This is a genomic window from Acrocarpospora pleiomorpha (assembly GCF_009687885.1).
Taxonomy (GTDB): Bacteria; Actinomycetota; Actinomycetes; order Streptosporangiales; family Streptosporangiaceae; genus Acrocarpospora; species Acrocarpospora pleiomorpha.
Genome location: NZ_BLAF01000007.1, coordinates 42,289 through 58,819, shown reverse-complemented (window position 1 = coordinate 58,819; position 16,531 = coordinate 42,289). Strand labels below are relative to the sequence as shown.

Here is a 16,531-nt window from a genome sequence, read left to right as displayed (position 1 = left end):
AAGTACGGTATGGTTTTCCACGTCGGGCCAGTGGCCCGGCGATCATCCCGGGCGATTAGCTCAGCGGGAGAGCGCTTCGTTCACACCGAAGAGGTCACTGGTTCGATCCCAGTATCGCCCACCAGGTTTCCCAGGCCGGTTCGCAGCCAAGCGAACCGGCTTTTTTCATCATCTGATGTAGCCGCCCTTTCCGGATGGGCGGAGGATGAGTGTGACGCCCAGGGCGTAGATCGCGGCGGAGAGCAGGGTGGCGGGGATGGCGGCCGTGATGTAGTCGTAGGGCGGGCGGGACGTGTAGGTGAATGGGTTGAGCAGGTAGAAGTAGGCGGCGGAGCCGGCGGCCAGCGCGGCGAAGCCGACGGGGTTGATCCCTTTCCAGAAGTAGTAGGCGGAGTGGCGGGAGTTGTCGAACGCTGCCGCCATGTCGAGTCGGCGGCGGCGTAGTAGGTAGTAGTCGACGATCTGGATTCCTGCCATCGGGCCGAACAGGACGCCGCAGAACGCGAGGAATGTGCGGAAGTGCTCGGCGGCGGGGAGGGCGAAGAACGCTGAGGCGATCGTGACCGGGATGATGGCGGTGAGGGTGCTGACGTTCCAGGGGGCGCGGTTCACGGGAGGGACCTGGCTCAGCGCGAGGGTGGCCACGTAGCTGCCCACGATGATGGTGGCGACGTTGGCGAGCACGATGAAGGCCAGGCCCGCCAGGGCGACCCACGGGCCGCCGAGCGCGAAGAGGTGCCGGGTCGGGTCGCCGCCGGAGCCCGGGACGGCCAGGCTGGTGTAGAGGCCGATCAGTGAGACCAGGCCCACGGACAGGCCCAGGCCGAACACCGCCGGCCAGAGTGTGGCCCGGACGCTGGGTGAGAGCCTGATGATCGCGCCGGCGTACGGCCACCAGGACAGGTTGGCCGATATCAGCAGTTCCACGCCCGTGGCGTAGTTGTACCGGGGGTCGGGGCGGGCGGCGACCGGCTCGGCGGCGATGATCTCGTGCCAGCCGATCCGCTGGATCAGCAGGGCCAGCACGACGAGGCCGAGCACGATCACTCCGGGGGCCATGTAGGTGGTCGCGCTCCGTAGCGAGTCCGCTCCTTTGCGCAGGGCGTACCAGACGACAGCCGCGCCGGTGAGGGACATGGCCGTCTCCAGCAGGGTGCGCGCCGGCCGCGGCGCGATCCCCGTCGCGACGAGGAGCTCGGCGCCCGCCCGGCTGAAGGAGATCGTCAGGACGATGTTCCAGCCGACGACCGAGAGGTAGATGAGCGCGATGGCGAAGATCGAGCCGCGCGTGCCGAGCTGGGCCTTGCTGGTGACGACGGAGTCGACGCCGTACTTCCCGCAGGGGGGCAGGCAGGCGAGGATCACCGGCAGGATGCCGAGGAGTGACCCGCAGATGATGGTCAGGGTGCCCGCTGTGGCGTTCAGATAGTCCGCGACTTGCCCTCCGATGAAGAAGCACCAGGTGGCGATGGCGGTCGAGGCCGAGGCGTAGAACACGGCCAGGCCACTCCACGGACGCTCCGAGCGGGGAATCGGCCATCCGCCGGTCACCAGAGCGCCGTCCCGGTCCAGAGTGCGATGAGCGGCACGACCAAGGTCACCAGCAACAGCAGGATGTAGTCGCCCCGGGTGAAGGGCACGCCCTGCTCCGCGGGGTTGTCCATCTGCTCGATGAGCTGTTTCGGCACGGCTAGTTCTCCGCTCTCCAGGGACTTTGCTCTCACTCTAGAAACCGGTCATTACTATGATAAACAGGACAAACGTTCGGACGAATCGGTCCAGCGTCATGCCTCTGCCATGACAGCCGGGGGGTGAGAACGGCGATGAACGAACCCTGGGCCGCGGCTTCCGAAGAGGACGAGCGGCTGCGCGTTCTCGCGCTCGCGTCCGCCGGCCTCGGTGAGATCGAAGTGCTGAAGTACGCGCTGGACCAGGCGGTCGCCGACCTGGGTGCGCTGAGCGGGATGGTGCACTGGTCCGGCGCCCCCGCCAGCAGTGGCGAGCCGCGCCTGGTGGTCGCCACCGGACTGCCCCCGGCGGAACTGCGGGAGTGGGGGGAGATCAGGGAGGTCATCGTCCAGGCGCTGCGCGACGGGGCGCCCGTGTGCGCATCCGCCATCCTGCGGGTCCGGCGTGAAAAGAGGGACGAAAAGAGGGACGGGGCGGTCACGCCGCCCGCCGTGACGATGACGGCCGTGCCACTGCCCGGCCGGGACGCGCCGATCGGCGTGCTGTCGGTGCTCTCCCTCGGGTCCGGCAGGCCGACCGGCCGCCAGCGGGCGTTCCTGGCGTCGCTGGCCGACTGGCTGGCCCTGCGGCTGGCGAGATCCAGCGCCGACTCGGACACCAGGCGCCCGTGGTGGCACGCCGCCGACTCCCATCTCCGGCAGGCGCTGAAGGCGACCAGGATCGGATCCTGGGACTGGAACATCCTGACCGGGGAGTTGTACTGGGACGAGCCCGCGCTGACCGTGCTGGGCATCGATCCCGGCACCGCCCCCCACAACACCGACTCCTGGGTCAGCCTCATCCACCCGGAGGACCATCCGCGGGTGATGATCGCGACCGAGGAGGCCCTCCGCACCAGGGGCCTCTACGACGTCGAGTACCGCGCCTGCCGCCCGGACGGGACCATGGGCTGGGTGCAGGAGCGCGGCCACCTGGTGTTCGACGACGCGGGTGAGCCGGTACGCATGATCGGCACGGTCTGGGACACCACGGAGAGCCGCGCCGCTCGCGAGTCGGTCAGCCGTGCGCTCCGCTACATGAGCGACGCCTTCCTCGCGGTGGACCGTGACTGGCGGGTCACCTTCGTCAACCTCGACGCGGAACGCCTCCTGGGGGTCATCGACCCCTACGGTCAGGTGCTGTGGGACCTGCCCGCGGGGAAGCTGCCCGATCTGCAGGCGGCGTCCCGCAGGGCCGCCGCCGAGCGCGTGCCCGTCGGTCTCGAGGTGCAGTGGCCGATCGATCAGCGCTGGTACCAGGTGCGGCTGGTGCCGGTGCCCGACGGCCTGACCCTCTACCTCGCCGACGTCACGGAGAAGCGGCTGCGCGACGCCGAGCGGGAGGCGGCCGAACGCGCCGCCGCCGAGCGGGCCGCCTGGATCCAGGAGCTGACCCGCGCCTTCGGCGACGCCGTGACCGCCTGTGACCTGGTGCGGGTCATCGCCGAGCGGGTGCTGCCGTCGTTCGGCGCGGCGGGCCTGGCCATCCTCACCGTCGACCACGGCTGTCTGCACGTCGCCGGAGCGTTCAACTACCCGCCGGACATCCTCCGCCGTCTGGAGAACCAGCCGCTGCCGGAGCGTTCCGCCCTCTCCGACGCGCTTCGATCACGCGCACCGCTCTTCGTCACGTCGAAGACCGACTATCCGGACGGCCCCGACCTGGACGCCTCGGTGATCCTCCCGCTGCTCGTGCCCGGCCAGTACACCGGGTGCTGCGTGATCTCCTTCGACCGGCCCCGCCGCTTCTCCAGCGAGGATCGCGCCGCGCTCACCGCGGTTTGCGGGCTGGTCTCCCAGGCCCTGGCGCGGGCCCGCCTGTACGACATGGAGCGCACCCGCGTCCAGGAGCTGGAGCGCCTGCAGGCGTGGCTGAGGGAGTCCCTCGATCGGGAGCGGCGCTTCACCACCGACGCCTCGCACGAACTGCGCACCCCGCTGGCCGGGCTGCGAGCCCAGCTCGAGGAGGCCCAGCTCCACCCCGACGAGACCGACCTCGACGAGCTGCTCGAACACGCGCTCGGCGACGTGGACCGGCTGCAGGACATCACCTCCGACCTGCTCCTGCTGGCCAGGCTGGGGGCCGACCTGTCGGCCGCGCCGGAGAAGGTCGACCTGGCCCGGCTGGTCGAGACCGAGGTCTCCCGCCGCGGGCGCGACCGGCACCCGGTACGGCTCCGGCTCGAACCCGGCGTGGTGATCGACGCCGTGCCCCGGCAACTCGGCCGGGTGCTGACCAATCTGCTCGACAACGCCCAGCGCCACGCGGAGCACGGCGTCGAGGTCGGCCTGCGCCGCAGCGGCGGCAGCGCCGAGCTCTCGGTCACCGACGACGGTCTTGGCGTCCCCGAAACCGAACGCGAGCACATCTTCGAGCGCTTCGCCCGCCTGGACACCGCCCGCAGCCGTGGCGCGGGAGGCACCGGCCTCGGCCTGGCGATCGCCCGGGACATCGTCCGCGCCCACCGCGGGACCCTCCACGTCGAATGCCCGCCCACCAGCGGCGCGCGCTTCGTCCTCCGCCTGCCGCTCACGGATCCGGGGTGAGACCACGAGGCCTCAGAAGAGGATGGTCGGCGGCACCTCGCCGGCCAGGAAGTAACCTCCCGCGACTCCCGCCTTCCAGTCGCGAGAGTTGTGGTTCGCGACGGTGCGCGCGTTGCGCCAGTGCCGGTCGAAGCCCAGCGTCCGGCTGGTGATGGAACCGCCGGCGACGTCGAAGATCAGTTCACTGGCCCGGAGCGCGGATTCGATCGCTATGACGCCGGCCTGGGCGATGAGAACCGAGGACTCCGCGCCCGCGGTGTAGGCCTGCGCCCCGGCGGGGTGCCACGACGCCTCCCAGTTCTCCGCGGCCAGCAGGACGACCGAGCGGGCCGCGAACGCGCGCGCCCCGATCTCACCGACCGTGTGGCGGACGTACAGATCGTCGATGCTTCTGTCCGCGGTGCTGTGCCTGATCGGACGAGCCTTCTCGCGGACGTACCAGACCGCGTCGTCGAACACCCGTGCGGCGATACCGGCCTCCACGGCTGTCAAGTAGAGCTGTGCGCCGGAGGCGTCCCGCCAGGGGTTGTCCGGAGCCGTCGTGTCGGCCCTGGTGACCTCGTCCTCGTAGACGCGGACGTCCGTGAGCCGGGTGGTGCCGCTTGCCGTGAGCCGTTGCCCGATGCCGTCGAAGTCGTCGATTCGTTCCACGCCCTTCCGGTCGACGGGGACGCGGAAGTGCACGACGTCGCCGTCGTCGTCCCTGGCGGTTCCCCCGAACCACGTCGCGTACAGAGCGCCGGTGGAGTAGTACTTCTCGCCGTTGAGGAGGTAGCTGTCCCCGTCTCGTCGCAGCGTGGCGTTGATCGTGCCGGTCGGTCCTCCGGTGCGTTCGTTGTTGGTTCCGGAGAAGAGGTGGCCGGCGTGGATCTGTTCCACCAGTTCGGCTCGGCCCGGGAAGTCGGTCCTGGCCGACAGCCGGCTGGTGGCCAGGAAGCTGCCCCGGAGAGCCTGCGCCAGGCTGGAGTCGGCGCGCGCGAGGTCGATGACGAAGTCGAAGAGGTCGCGTTGCGACCCGTCGGCTCCGCCGTCGGCCGCGGGCACCGCGAGCAGGAGGATGCCGGTGTCGATGAGCTGCCGCACGTCGTCGAACGCGAAGTCGCGGCTCTCCTCGCGCTCGCGGGCGGTCGCGCCGAGCCGGGCCAGAACGGGAGCGGCGGCGGCGCGGAGGCCGCTGACAGTCGGCACTCCGGCCGGACGGGCGATGGGGTCCACGGACTCGATGGTCATCGGCTGAATCCCGCCGCGCCGATCCGCCGCCAGGCCTCCGCCTGGGTGTCCTCCGGCAGCGGCCCCCGGCGTACGGCTCTCGCGTTCGAACGGATGTGGCCGGGATTCGCGGATCCCGCGATCACCGAGCTGATGTGCGTGTTCCCCAGCAGGAGTCGCAGCAGGAAGCCCGGGACGGTGTCCCCGTCCAGCAGATCCTCGAGAGGGACCGAAGCGGGATCGACGTCGACGCCGGCGGCCGTCGGCTTGGGCCGGCTCAACCCCTGAGCCACTCCACCACGAACGATCACTCCCGCGGAACGCTCCCCGGCGACGCCGAGGTACGGTTCGAGCTCCCGCTCGAACGGAGAATACGGGAGCTGGTAGGCCTGGAACTCCTTGATCTTGAGATGTGCGGGAAGGTGCGGAAGGACCGACGAGATGCCAATGGCCCGGATCTTCCCCTCGTCTCGCAATCGGATCAGTGCGTCCAGCGTCCCCTGCGACTCGAGGATGTCCGGCGAAGGGCTGGCGTGAAGCTGGAGGAGATCCAGGTGATCGGTCCTCAACCGGGTCAGGCTCTGCTCCACTCCCCGGCGGATGTGTTCCGGGCTGAAGTCGTGCGGGAGGATCCCCGGTGGGGCGGTCGGCTGGTGCTCCAGCGGGCATCCCGCCTTCGTGGCCAGCAGGAACTCATCCCGCCGACCGGAGATCGCCGCCCCGATGATCTCCTCGGACAGCCCGTAGTCGATGGAGGTGTCGATGAAGGTGATCCCTTCGTCCAGCACGGTGTTGAGTACGTCGTGTGCGATCTCCCGGGACAGCGGACGGGGGCGCCGGTGCACATCGGCACCACCACGCAACTCCATCGCGCCATAGCCGAGAAAGGCGACCGACGGTCCTCCCGCCCAAAGGGGGCGCGCGTCACTCGATGCGTTCACAGGCTCCTCTGTCTCGCTAGGACTCGGCACCGCGCGGATCACGGTCGAGCAGGATCAGGTCATCGGCATGGAAGGTCACTCCGGCCAGTGTGATCACCCATACGTCGCCGGCCGGCGCCCAGCTGACGCCTTGGCGGTGAGTTGGGATCGCGATCAGCCCGCCAATGCCGGGGGCCCAAGCCAGAACGGTGTTATAGAAGCCGGGGAAGTGGTCGACCGCGATCTCGCCGTCGGCACGCTGAAGCGGCTGCTCAAGACTGGGAGCCGCACCCCAGCTCCACGCTCGTACGGCGGAAGCGAAGGTCACCAGATCGCCCCGGCCTATGTCCCCGAGTACGGCGTTCCGGGCACGACCCGGCTCGAGGGCCGACAGGAGTTCCACCGCCGTGACGTGCCAGCGGAGCACGTCGGCGAGTTCGGCGTCGAGGGCCGCCAAGGAAGTCAGCAGTTGTCTCCCGGCCTCCGGCGACCTGATCGCCGTCGCCCCGGCACGAACCGCCACCAAGTGGTCGAGTGCCTCACGAAGCCGCGCTATCTGGGGTCCGTCCGTAGTCCTGACGGGAAGCGACGGGTCGTCGAGGATCTCGCGCAATGCCACTACCGTCTTCTCGTCGAGGGCGGCAGTGGGGATTCCGGTCATGATCTCAATTCCGGGTAGGCGCGCGATCCGCGGGGTGGAATCCCGGCCGTCGCGCGATGCGTGACATCGAAGAACGCGTTGATGCCGTTGCGCCGGCGGGTCCCGACCGAGTGGTGATACCCCGAGCCGTCCGCGGCGTTCATGATCGCGCGCGTGTTGTTGAAGTCGCGGAGTTCGCGCTGCAACGAGACGAAGTGCGTGCCCGGCTTGCCGTCGTCGACCGTGGCGAAGTCGCGGCGATTGATCACCGGCACGTTGTCGACCCTCGCCCGGGCGGCCGCCTGCGCGTGGCCCACGATCCCGTGCTCGCGGACCGTCCGCTCATATGACTCGTAGTCGCTCGGAGCGTCGTCGGAGAACCTGTCCGCCTCCGCCGCCGTGACCGTCGGCGCGTACAGGAGCGCGGCCTGCTCGTCACGATCCTTGGCGTGCCAGCGCTCCACGTCGAGTTCGATCCGGCTGACGTGTTGGGTGGTGCCTCCGGCCAGCGGGCCGGACAGGATCGTGATCGACTCTTCGGTGGCCTGGTTGCCGCGAAGCACAGAATGGAAGCCGAGCAGGAGGGGCGCTGTCTCCGGCACGTTGAGATGCGGCAGGGCCTCGCTCACGAGCCCCGCGCCGACGAAGCCGGTGCGGACCTCGCGGACCTTCAGGTGCTCGCCCACGCCGGCACTCCCGAAGAGGGCGTCGCCGGCCGACTCGAGCACGTCCTGGTGATCACTGGCGAGGTGGAAGATCGCGTGGGGCGTCTCGAGGACAGGATCCTCCCAGCGTGACATCTTGGATGGGACGGTGATCAGGCCCACGTGGGACGTGTGCTCGTCCCACCAAGCCGGGCCCCAGCCGACGGTGGTCAGCAGACCGTCGGGACCGTACGCATGGCGTTCCTCGAGCACGGCCAACCGCGACTCCAGCAGTCGCGCGGCGTCCTCGTCGGGGCTCTCGATCAGATCGGCGAGGATCAGCCGGTGATGGCGAGGCGGCACCGGCCGTCCGAGCTCGTCGTGTCCGAACGTCGCCTCCCACTCGTGCTGACCCGCGGGCAGGCTGCTCATCCCGCCACCGGCTCCCGGACGAACCGCGCCTCGAAGTCGGGCACGAGCGTCGCGAACTGTCCGGCGATGTCACGGTGCGCCGCGCCGGGGATGCTGAGGTTGTAGACCGCCGCGGTGCGCCCGGTCGACGCCTCGGGATTCTCGATGGCGGCCAGCGCGGCACGTGCCAGCGACTCGGTGCTGACGAGCCCGTCGGCGTACTGGTCCTGGGTCAGCCGGATCTGGTACGACGGATCGTGGATCGCGGACAGCCAGGTGGCGCGAAGGACGGTCCAGCGGTTGCGCCCGGCGCGAAGGTGCGCCTCCAGCGCGCGGAGCGCGTGCGCGTGAGCCCGGTAGTTGCGGTGGTTGACGCCGTGGCCGGTGAGGAAGTGCGACAGCAGCACAACATGAACGCCGGGCCGGTCGGCGCTGAGCCGGTCCAGCAGCCGGTGGCCGATCGTGCGCCCGGCGGCGGGCCCGTCCTCGGGCTGCGCCATCACTCCCGCGCCACCGTTCAGTGACGGAGAGAGGATCAGCGCGTCCGCTCCGGCGAGGAGCCGGTCCAGCTCGGCCTCGGTCACACCGCCGTCGGCGGGACGGGTGTAGCGGTGACCCCGCTCGTGCGCCAGCCGCTCGGCGATCTCGCGCGCACCCCAGCCACCGGCACGGCTGACCAGGTGGAACTCGGTGGTGGTGGCCTCGGTGTACACCGGGCCCAGTTCGACGATGTTGACCACTGATACCAACTTTCTCGCAGGTTGGTCCATCGTCGGCTAGCATATCTATTTATTTCCTACTTGAATACCATAGATTCCGGAAGGGGGGTCCATGGAGCATCCGGCCTACCGGGAGTTCGCCCAGCTCGTCGAGGAGGTCATCGCGCCGCGGGCGGTCGAGGTCGACGCCACCGAGGTGCCGCGCTCCCACGTCGAGGCGCTGCGCGAGGTGGGCTACTTCTCGTGGACGGTCCCGCGGGAGTACGGCGGCGCGCCCATCCCGCCGGAGGTGAAGAGCGCCGTCGACGACCTGCTGTTCGGCGCGGACCCCTCGACGGCGCTCGCGGTGGTCCATCACGGCAGTCAGGTCGCGCAGGCGCTCACCGCCGGGACGCCCCCGGCCCTGGACCTGCTGCCGAAGCTCGCCACGGGCGAGCGGATCGGGGGCGCCGGCATGTCCCAGATCCGCGCCTGGCCGAAGCGGCCCAGCCTCATGGCCACCAGGGCGCCCGGTGGCTACCGTTTCGACGGCCCGGTGCGGTGGATCTCCGGCTGGGGCCTGGTCGACACCGCCTGGATCGGCGCGGTCGACGAGCGGACCTCGACGTACGTGTTCGGCATCGCGGACCTGACCCGGCCCGGGATAACCGCCACCCGGCTGCGACTGGCCGCCGTGCACGGCTCGCGCACCGTGTCGCTCAAGCTGGACGGCTACGTCGTCCCCGACGAGTTCATCACCGCAGTGGTGGACATCACCGAGTGGAACGAGACCGACGGGCAGGTGTGGCCGAGCACGCGCCAGGCACAGGCCGCCGGGACGCCCGCGCTGCCGACGGCCGGTCCGGTCGGACTGGCCCGGGCCGCGCTGGCCGACGCGCTCGCGGCATATCCCGGCCAGCCGTCGCTCCTGCGGCTCTCCGAGGAGCTCGAGCGAGCCGCCGTCACGCCCATCGCCGAGCCGCACTGGCGTGTCCAGCTCGACGCGCTCGCCATGCGCGCCACCGCGGCCGGCCTCATCGCCAGCGGCGGCGAAGGGCTGCTCACCGGCGACATCGCCCAGGTCCGCGCCCGCGCGGCGCTGTTCCTCCAGGTCCGCGCCCTCTCCGAGCGCGTACGCCCCGCCCGTCTCGAGCAGTTCGCCAACTGAGGTCGATCACATGTCCAAGCGCACCCTTCACCTGAACGTCAACGTGATCTCCGCCGGCGCCCACCCCGCCGCCTGGCGGCTTCCCGAGGCCAACCCCCGGGCCTTCTTCGATCCGGCCCACTACGCCGACATCGCCAAGATCGCCGAGGCCGGGCTCTTCGACACGGCCTTCATGGCCGACAACTCCTACCTGCATCCCGAGGGCTACCCCAACTCCGGGCTCGACCCGATCGTGACCCTGTCGGCGATGGCCGCAGCGACGTCCAGGATCGGCCTGGTCGGCTCGTACTCGACCACCTTCCATCACCCGTACGGCATCGCGCGGTCCTTCGCCTCGCTCGACCACCTCTCCGGCGGACGGGTGGGATGGAACGTCGTGACCAGTCGCAACAAGCCGGAGGGCCGCAACCACGGCTTCACCGACCTGCCGGACCGCGAGACGCGGTACGCGCGCGCCACCGAGGCCGTCGAGGTCGTCACCGCGCTCTGGGACAGCTGGAAGCCGGGGGCGCTCGTGCTGGACACCGAGTCCGGGGTCGCGGTCGACCGGGGCCTGATAAAGCCGATCGACTATGTGGGGGAGCACTACTCCGTCGCCGGGCCGCTGCAGCTTCCCCCGTCACCTCAGGGCCGTCCCCTGATCACGCAGGCCGGTGGTTCGGAGGGCGGCATCGACCTGGCCGCGCGGTTCGCCGACGCCGTCTTCACCTCCGCGCTCTTCATCGAGCCGGCCCGGGAAGCCTACGCGAAGCTCAAGGCAGCCGTCGCCCGGCACGGGCGTTCGCCGGAGAGCATCGCGGTCATGCCGGGGATCAACCCGGTCGTCGGCTCGACCGAGGAAGAAGCACGCCGCCGCGTCGCCGAGCACAACGAGATCGTCGGACAGGCAGGCGATCCGGTCGAGCGGTTCGCCAAGTGGGTCGGGGTGGACCCCGCCGGACTGGACCCGGACCAGCCGTTCCCGCTGGAGCTGCTGAAGTCCACCGGAGACACCTACAGTTCGGTGGGGTTCGACACCGCGACCCGGCTCTACCTGGAGCGCAACCGGCACCGCACCGTGCGGGAGCTGGCCGCCGACGGGCGGCAGGGGCATCGCACCCTCGTGGGCAGCGCGGAGCGGGTCGCCGACGACCTCGAGGAATGGTTCCGGACGGGCGCGGCCGACGGCTTCGTCATCCAGTTCGACACGCTCCCGGGCGGCCTGGAGCTGTTCATCGAGCACGTCGTGCCGCTGTTGCAGCGGAAGGGGATCTTCCGGTGGGAGTACGGCGAGAACACCCTGCGCGAGCGGTTCGCGGTGCCGTACACCCGAGGGTAGTGGTCAGGCCGTCAGGTGGGAGCCGGGGACCGAGTCGATCAGAAGCTTGGTGTACTCCTGCTGCGGGTTGCCGAGGACGCTCGCGGTGTCCGCGGACTCCACCACGGACCCGGCTCGAAGGACCGACACCGTGTCGGCGAACAGCTTCACGACACCGAGGTCGTGGGTGATGAACAGGTAGGTGAGGGAGTAGGCCGCCTGAAGGTCCGCCAGGAGCTGGAGAATCTCGGCCTGGACGGACACGTCCAGGGCCGACACCGCCTCGTCGAGGATGACGATCTCCGGGTTGAGGGAGAGCGCCCGCGCGATCGCGACCCGCTGAGCCTGCCCACCCGAGAGTTCACCCGCCTTGCGCCTGGCATACCTGCGCGGCAGTCGCACTCCGTCGAGCAGCTCCAGGGCGATCTCATGCCGGTCCCGCCGGCCGATGTCCTTGCGGTGCACCCGGATCGGCTCGGTGACCAGGTCCGCGACGGAGAAGCGCGGGTCCAGCGACGAGTACGGGTTCTGGTAGACGAACTGAAGGCTCCGGCTCAGCCGCTTGCGGCTCCATCGCCCGGCCTGCCCGAGCAGCCGCACCTCCCCGCTGTCGGCCGCCCTCAGCCCGGCCACGATTCTGGCGATGGTCGACTTGCCGGCGCCCGACTCGCCGACCAGCGCGTGGGTGGTCCCCGACTTGACCTTGAAGGAGACCTCGTCGGCGGCCTTGACCGAGTGCACGACGCCGCCCCGGCGCGTGGTGAACGTCTTGGAAACGTTCGTGACCTCGATGGCGTACTCCGCCGTGCTCCGCTCGTGCCCATCGGCCCGCGTGAGCTTGGCCGAACCGAGGCCGATCGGGCGTGGCGTGAGCCGGCCGGTGTGCAGCCCGGGCGCCGCGTCCAGCAACCGGCGGGTGTAGCCGTCGCGCGCGCCGTGCAGGATCTCGCCGCCGGTGCCCTCCTCGACGACGGAACCATCGCGCATCACGACGATGCGGTCCGCTCGGTCCAGGGCCACCCCGAGATCGTGGGTCACGAGCAGGATCCCGATGCCGAGCTCCTCGCGGAGCAGGTCGAGGTGGTCGAGGATCTGCTTCTGCACCGTGACGTCGAGCGCGCTGGTCGGTTCGTCGGCGATGAGCAGCTTCGGCTCACCCGAGAGGGCGATCGCGATCAGCACCCGCTGCTTCATCCCACCGGAGAGTTCGTGCGGGTACTTGGAATAGATCGCCTCTGGCGCCGGAAGGCCGGCCAACTCCAGGAACCGGAACGCCTCGGATCGGATGCGCTGGGTGTGCGCCCCGTTGCCGAACGGCAGGAGCCGGCGCCGGCGCAGCCTGGTGCGCAACGCGTCTTCGATCTGACGGCCGATGGGCTTGACCGGGTTCAACGAGACACCGGGGTCCTGCGGGATGAAGCCGACATATGTGCCCCGATAGCGGGCGAACCTGTTGTGAGACCAACCCGCGACGCCGGCACCGGCGAGACGGATCTCGCCGCTGATCCGGCTGTTGCCGGGCAGCAGCCCGATCGCCGAGCGGATCAACGTGGACTTGCCAGAACCCGACTCGCCGACGATCGTCACCAGTTCGCCTGGCTCGACCGCCAGCGACACACCGGCGACCGCCTGGCTGGGCTGCTCCCCGCGGCGGTTGTACCAGATGTTGACGTCGGTGAAGGACAGCAGCGACATCACACTCCCCCTCCGGGCTGCAACGCACGGCTGATCCGGTTGCTGGCGAGCACCACCGACAGGATGACCGCACCGGGGAAGAGCGAGATCCAGGGCGCGACCGCGAGCACGTCACGGCCTTCCGCGACCAGCATGCCCCACTCCGGCTGCGGCGGCGGAGCACCGAAACCGAGGAATCCCAGTGCCGCGATCGCGAGGATCGACGAGCCGAACTGCAGGGGGATCAGCGCGACGACGGAGCTCATCGAGTTCGGCAGCACATGCCGCAGGAGAATGGCGAACCTGTGGGTGCCGATGCTGGCGGCCGCCTCGACGAAGTCCGCCTGGGTCACCCGGAGAACCTCCGCGCGCATCACCCGTGCGAAGTTCGCCACCGACGAGATGCCGACCGCGATCGCGACATTGGTCGTGCCGTAGCCGAGCGCCGAGACGACCACCATCGTCAGCAACAAGCCGGGAACCGAGAGCAGGACGTCGACGACGCGCATGAGGACCAGGTCGACGACGCGCCGGACGAAGCCCGCTATCAAACCCAGCGCCGTTCCGATGAAGAACGCGATCGACACCGCCAGCAGGGTGGCGGTCAGGGTGATAACCGTGCCGTACACCGTACGGGTGTAAATGTCGCGACCGAGCCGGTCGGTTCCGAACGGCTGGGCGGCACTGGGTCCCGCGAGGATCGCGCTCGTGTCGGGGACGTAGGGGTCCTTCCAGGTGAAGACTCCCGGGACGACGCAGAACGCCACGGCCAGGAGGATCACCACGACGGCGAGCACGAGGCCGGGCTGGGCGACGACCGGGTGCGACACGCCGAACCGCCGTCGCGGCGGAGCGGAAGGCGTCGCGGCGTCAAGGGAGGCCGTCGTCGGCTGATCGAGGCGGATGGTCACGCGATCACACCCTCAGGTACGGCTTTGAGCCGCGGGTCCACGAGCGGATAGGAGACGTCGACGACGAAGTTCACCGTCACGAAGCAGACGGCGACGAGCATGACGATGCCCTGCACGACCGGGACGTCCTGGGCCCGGACCGCATCCTCGGTGAGCCGGCCGATCCCCGCGCGCGAGAAGATCGTCTCCGTGATCACGGCGCCGGCGAGCAGCTCACCGACGATGATGCCGCCCTGGGTCAGCGCCGGCAGGCTCGCGTTGCGCAGCACGTCGGAGTTGAGCACCCGCCCCTTGCGGATGCCCTTGCTGTAGGACGTCAGGACGTAGGGCGAGGCGTACTCGGTCTGGAAGTTGCGTAGCAGTAACTGAGCGATCGGCCCCGAGACCGGGATCGCCAGCGCCACGGCGGGAAGCACCAGCCCCCGCAGCCCTTCGCCGCTGATGGGCGGGAACCAGCCGAGCTGGAAGGAGAAGACCTTGATGATGATCAGGCCGAGCAGGAAGCTGGGAAACGACACCAGCAGCGGCGGAACGCCGGCGATGAGGTTGCGCAGCCACGCCGACTCCAGATAGGTCGCCACCCAGGCGATGGAGAGCGCGAACAGCGACGCCAGCACCAGCGCGCACACCGCGAGGATCACCGTGTTGGGCAACGCCTCGCCGATCGCCGTGAGCACCGGCTGACCCGTGCCCACCGATGTCCCGAAGTCGCCGCGCAGGGCCGCCAGGAGACGGTCGAGGTACTGCTGCCACGCGGGCAGGTCGAAACCGTAGGCGCGCTCCATCTCCTGGAACGCCTGCGGGTCGATGCTCGCACGCTCGTCCGGCGGGAAGAGGAGCTCGATCGGGCTGGCCGGCATCAGATACAGGAGGATGAAGGAGGCCGTGAAGGCCCCCCACACCACGATCAGCGCGCGGCCGAGCTTCAGCAAGGCGTACTTCAGCACGGGCTACTCGCCGCCCACCCAGGTGCTGAGGAAGATCAGCCGGTCGGCTCCGTCGAGGTAGATGTCGCGCACACCCTTCGCGGCGGCCACCTGCGAGGTCTGGAACTGGGGGTCGACGAGCACGAGCTCCTCGTGGATGAGGTCCTGCACGGCCTTGGCCAGGGGAGCCTGCGCGGCTCCGGTGGCGGTGTCCAGGGCGTTGAAGGTCTCCACGATCCGCGCCCGGTCCGGGAAGTCGGCGGGGATGACCGCGCCGTTCCCCCGGTCGGGGTTGAGCTGCGTGTTGAGCACGGCCACGTCGTTGCGGCCACGATTGATGTTCGCCAGGTGGTACTGCGCGGTGAGCTGTTCGGCCGGGATGTTCCTGGGGTCGAACACGATCTCGACGTCCACTCCGATCGACTTCAGCGCCGCCTGGGTCGCCTCGTAGGTGACCCGGGCGTCCGGCACCAGGACGTTGCCGGTGCCCTTGAGCTTGAGCTTGACGCCGTCCTTCGCCCGGATCCCGTCGGCGCCGGGCTTCCAGCCGGCGTCGTCGAGCAGCTTCCTGGCCAGGTCGAGGTCGTACTTGAGCGCGCCCTGGCTGTAGTCGGCGAACCCCGGCACGCCGTCGGTGAGCACGGAGTGCGCCTCGCCCTCGGATTCCGACAGGAGCGTCTTCTTGAACCCGGCTCGGTCCGTGGCCGCCACGATGGCGCGCCTGACGTTGATGTCGTCGGTCGGCGCGAGGCTGAGGTTGAACTGCCAGCCGAGCGTGAAGCCGGGGTTGATCCTGGCGGTGAGCTCGAAGCCCTGGGCGGTCAGAACCTTCTCGTCGGTGGGCAGGATGTCGAAGGCGGCCGGCACGTCACCGGACTGGAGCGCGCCGACGCGCACGCTCGCCTCGGGGATGGTGATGAACTCGATCTTGTCCAGGTAGGCCGGTCCCTGGTGCCCCAGCGCGGCCGGCGCCCAGGCGTAGTCCTCGCGGCGGGCGATGACGGTGCGCACCTTCGGGACGTACTCGGTGACGGTGAACGGCCCGGTGCCGATCACGTTCTCCGGCTTCAGCCGATCCTCGGCCGAGGACTTCAGGGTCTTGTCCGCCAGGAAGCCGATGTTGCCGGTGCCGCTGTGGGCGGTCAGTTGCAGGAAGCTCGCGTTGGGGGCGCTGAAGCGCACCTTGACGACGTAGTCGCCGACGACCTCGGTCTCCTTGTACGGACCGAGGTAGCTCTTGCCGTTGGGCAGGATGCCGAGCGCCTCGTCGCCGTTGAAGAACTGGTCGAGGTTGTTCTTGACCGACGTCGCGTTGAACTTGGTGCCGTCGCTGAAGGTCACGTCCTCCCGGAGCGTGAAGGTGTACTCGGTGATGTCGTCGTTGTACTCCCACTTGGTGGCCAGCCATGGACTGAACTCGCCGGTGTCACGGTCCTGGAAGAGGAGCCGGTCCACGATGTTGTTGGAGAGGTTCGCGCCGGCGAAACTGCTGTTGACCTGCGGGTCGATGGTTTCGGGGGCACCCAGCCAGGCGAACTTGAGGGTCCCGCCCTTGACGGGAGCGCCCCCGCTCTTCGTGCCCACGGCCGACGTGCCGTCGGTGCCGCAGCCGACCAGTAACAAGCTGACGGTGGCCCCGGCGAGAGCCAGGAAGCCGCGGCGGCTGGGAGTGGCGGAAAGGAGAGGATCGGTTGGGGCCGCGATGAACTTGGTGGTCATAGGCGATTACTCTATCTAGGTATTTCCTACTTGAAAAGCA

At 69.5% G+C, this 16,531-nt stretch carries 14 protein-coding genes and 1 tRNA gene; 4 read left to right on the top strand and 11 right to left on the bottom strand.

Going from position 1 to position 16,531, the window contains the following annotated elements; all coding sequences use genetic code 11:
• Positions 1-49 precede the first annotated feature (49 nt).
• Positions 50-124: transfer RNA gene (locus Aple_RS06090), tRNA-Val, on the top strand.
• Between the two features lie 44 nt (positions 125-168).
• Here Aple_RS06090 and Aple_RS06085 read toward each other — a convergent pair.
• Entirely contained in the window at positions 169-1,551 is a 1,383-nt protein-coding gene (locus tag Aple_RS06085) for a cytosine permease (protein WP_170321307.1), read from the bottom strand.
• Positions 1,548-1,688 (bottom strand): hypothetical protein, encoded by a 141-nt coding sequence (locus Aple_RS06080; RefSeq protein WP_155343488.1) that lies wholly within the window; start codon positions 1,686-1,688, stop codon positions 1,548-1,550. The genes Aple_RS06085 and Aple_RS06080 overlap by 4 nt, the downstream gene beginning before the upstream one ends.
• Before the next feature lie 135 nt (positions 1,689-1,823).
• Here Aple_RS06080 and Aple_RS06075 point away from each other — a divergent pair, with 135 nt between their 5' ends.
• Complete coding sequence (locus Aple_RS06075) at positions 1,824-4,274, top strand: sensor histidine kinase (RefSeq protein WP_155343487.1); 2,451 nt, start codon at positions 1,824-1,826, stop codon at positions 4,272-4,274.
• Between the two features lie 12 nt (positions 4,275-4,286).
• On the opposite strand, the gene Aple_RS06070 is transcribed toward Aple_RS06075, so the two are convergent.
• From Aple_RS06070 to Aple_RS06050, 5 genes are read right to left on the bottom strand one after another with little or no spacing between them, the layout of a single operon-like run.
• Positions 4,287-5,504 (bottom strand): acyl-CoA dehydrogenase family protein, encoded by a 1,218-nt coding sequence (locus tag Aple_RS06070; protein ID WP_155343486.1) that lies wholly within the window; start codon positions 5,502-5,504, stop codon positions 4,287-4,289.
• A complete protein-coding gene (locus Aple_RS06065) occupies positions 5,501-6,424 on the bottom strand; it encodes an aldo/keto reductase (protein ID WP_155343485.1) in 924 nt (307 codons plus the stop codon). Before Aple_RS06065 ends, Aple_RS06070 begins: the two co-directional genes overlap by 4 nt.
• 16 nt (positions 6,425-6,440) lie before the next feature.
• Positions 6,441-7,064 (bottom strand): hypothetical protein, encoded by a 624-nt coding sequence (locus tag Aple_RS06060; RefSeq protein WP_155343484.1) that lies wholly within the window; start codon positions 7,062-7,064, stop codon positions 6,441-6,443.
• Positions 7,061-8,119: a DUF7405 family protein gene (locus Aple_RS06055; RefSeq protein WP_155343483.1), complete on the bottom strand. Its 1,059-nt coding sequence runs from the start codon at positions 8,117-8,119 to the stop codon at positions 7,061-7,063. Before Aple_RS06055 ends, Aple_RS06060 begins: the two co-directional genes overlap by 4 nt.
• Complete coding sequence (locus Aple_RS06050; RefSeq protein WP_170321306.1) at positions 8,116-8,838, bottom strand: NAD(P)H-binding protein; 723 nt, start codon at positions 8,836-8,838, stop codon at positions 8,116-8,118. The genes Aple_RS06055 and Aple_RS06050 overlap by 4 nt, the downstream gene beginning before the upstream one ends.
• 91 nt (positions 8,839-8,929) lie before the next feature.
• Here Aple_RS06050 and Aple_RS06045 point away from each other — a divergent pair, with 91 nt between their 5' ends.
• Complete coding sequence (locus Aple_RS06045; protein WP_155343481.1) at positions 8,930-9,964, top strand: acyl-CoA dehydrogenase family protein; 1,035 nt, start codon at positions 8,930-8,932, stop codon at positions 9,962-9,964.
• Positions 9,965-9,974: 10 nt separating this feature from the next.
• Complete coding sequence (locus Aple_RS06040; RefSeq protein WP_155343480.1) at positions 9,975-11,282, top strand: NtaA/DmoA family FMN-dependent monooxygenase; 1,308 nt, start codon at positions 9,975-9,977, stop codon at positions 11,280-11,282.
• A gap of 3 nt (positions 11,283-11,285) precedes the next feature.
• On the opposite strand, the gene Aple_RS06035 is transcribed toward Aple_RS06040, so the two are convergent.
• From Aple_RS06035 to Aple_RS06020, 4 genes are read right to left on the bottom strand one after another with little or no spacing between them, the layout of a single operon-like run.
• Positions 11,286-12,956, bottom strand: a complete 1,671-nt coding sequence (locus Aple_RS06035; RefSeq protein ID WP_155343479.1) for an ABC transporter ATP-binding protein — start codon at positions 12,954-12,956, stop codon at positions 11,286-11,288.
• The gene (locus tag Aple_RS06030) at positions 12,956-13,846 is read right to left on the bottom strand and encodes an ABC transporter permease (RefSeq protein WP_155343478.1); all 891 of its coding nucleotides are present in this window, start codon (positions 13,844-13,846) and stop codon (positions 12,956-12,958) included. The genes Aple_RS06035 and Aple_RS06030 overlap by 1 nt, the downstream gene beginning before the upstream one ends.
• A complete protein-coding gene (locus tag Aple_RS06025; protein WP_155343477.1) occupies positions 13,843-14,793 on the bottom strand; it encodes an ABC transporter permease in 951 nt (316 codons plus the stop codon). Before Aple_RS06025 ends, Aple_RS06030 begins: the two co-directional genes overlap by 4 nt.
• A 3-nt stretch (positions 14,794-14,796) precedes the next feature.
• The gene (locus Aple_RS06020) at positions 14,797-16,491 is read right to left on the bottom strand and encodes an ABC transporter substrate-binding protein (RefSeq protein WP_155343476.1); all 1,695 of its coding nucleotides are present in this window, start codon (positions 16,489-16,491) and stop codon (positions 14,797-14,799) included.
• Positions 16,492-16,531 lie beyond the last annotated feature (40 nt).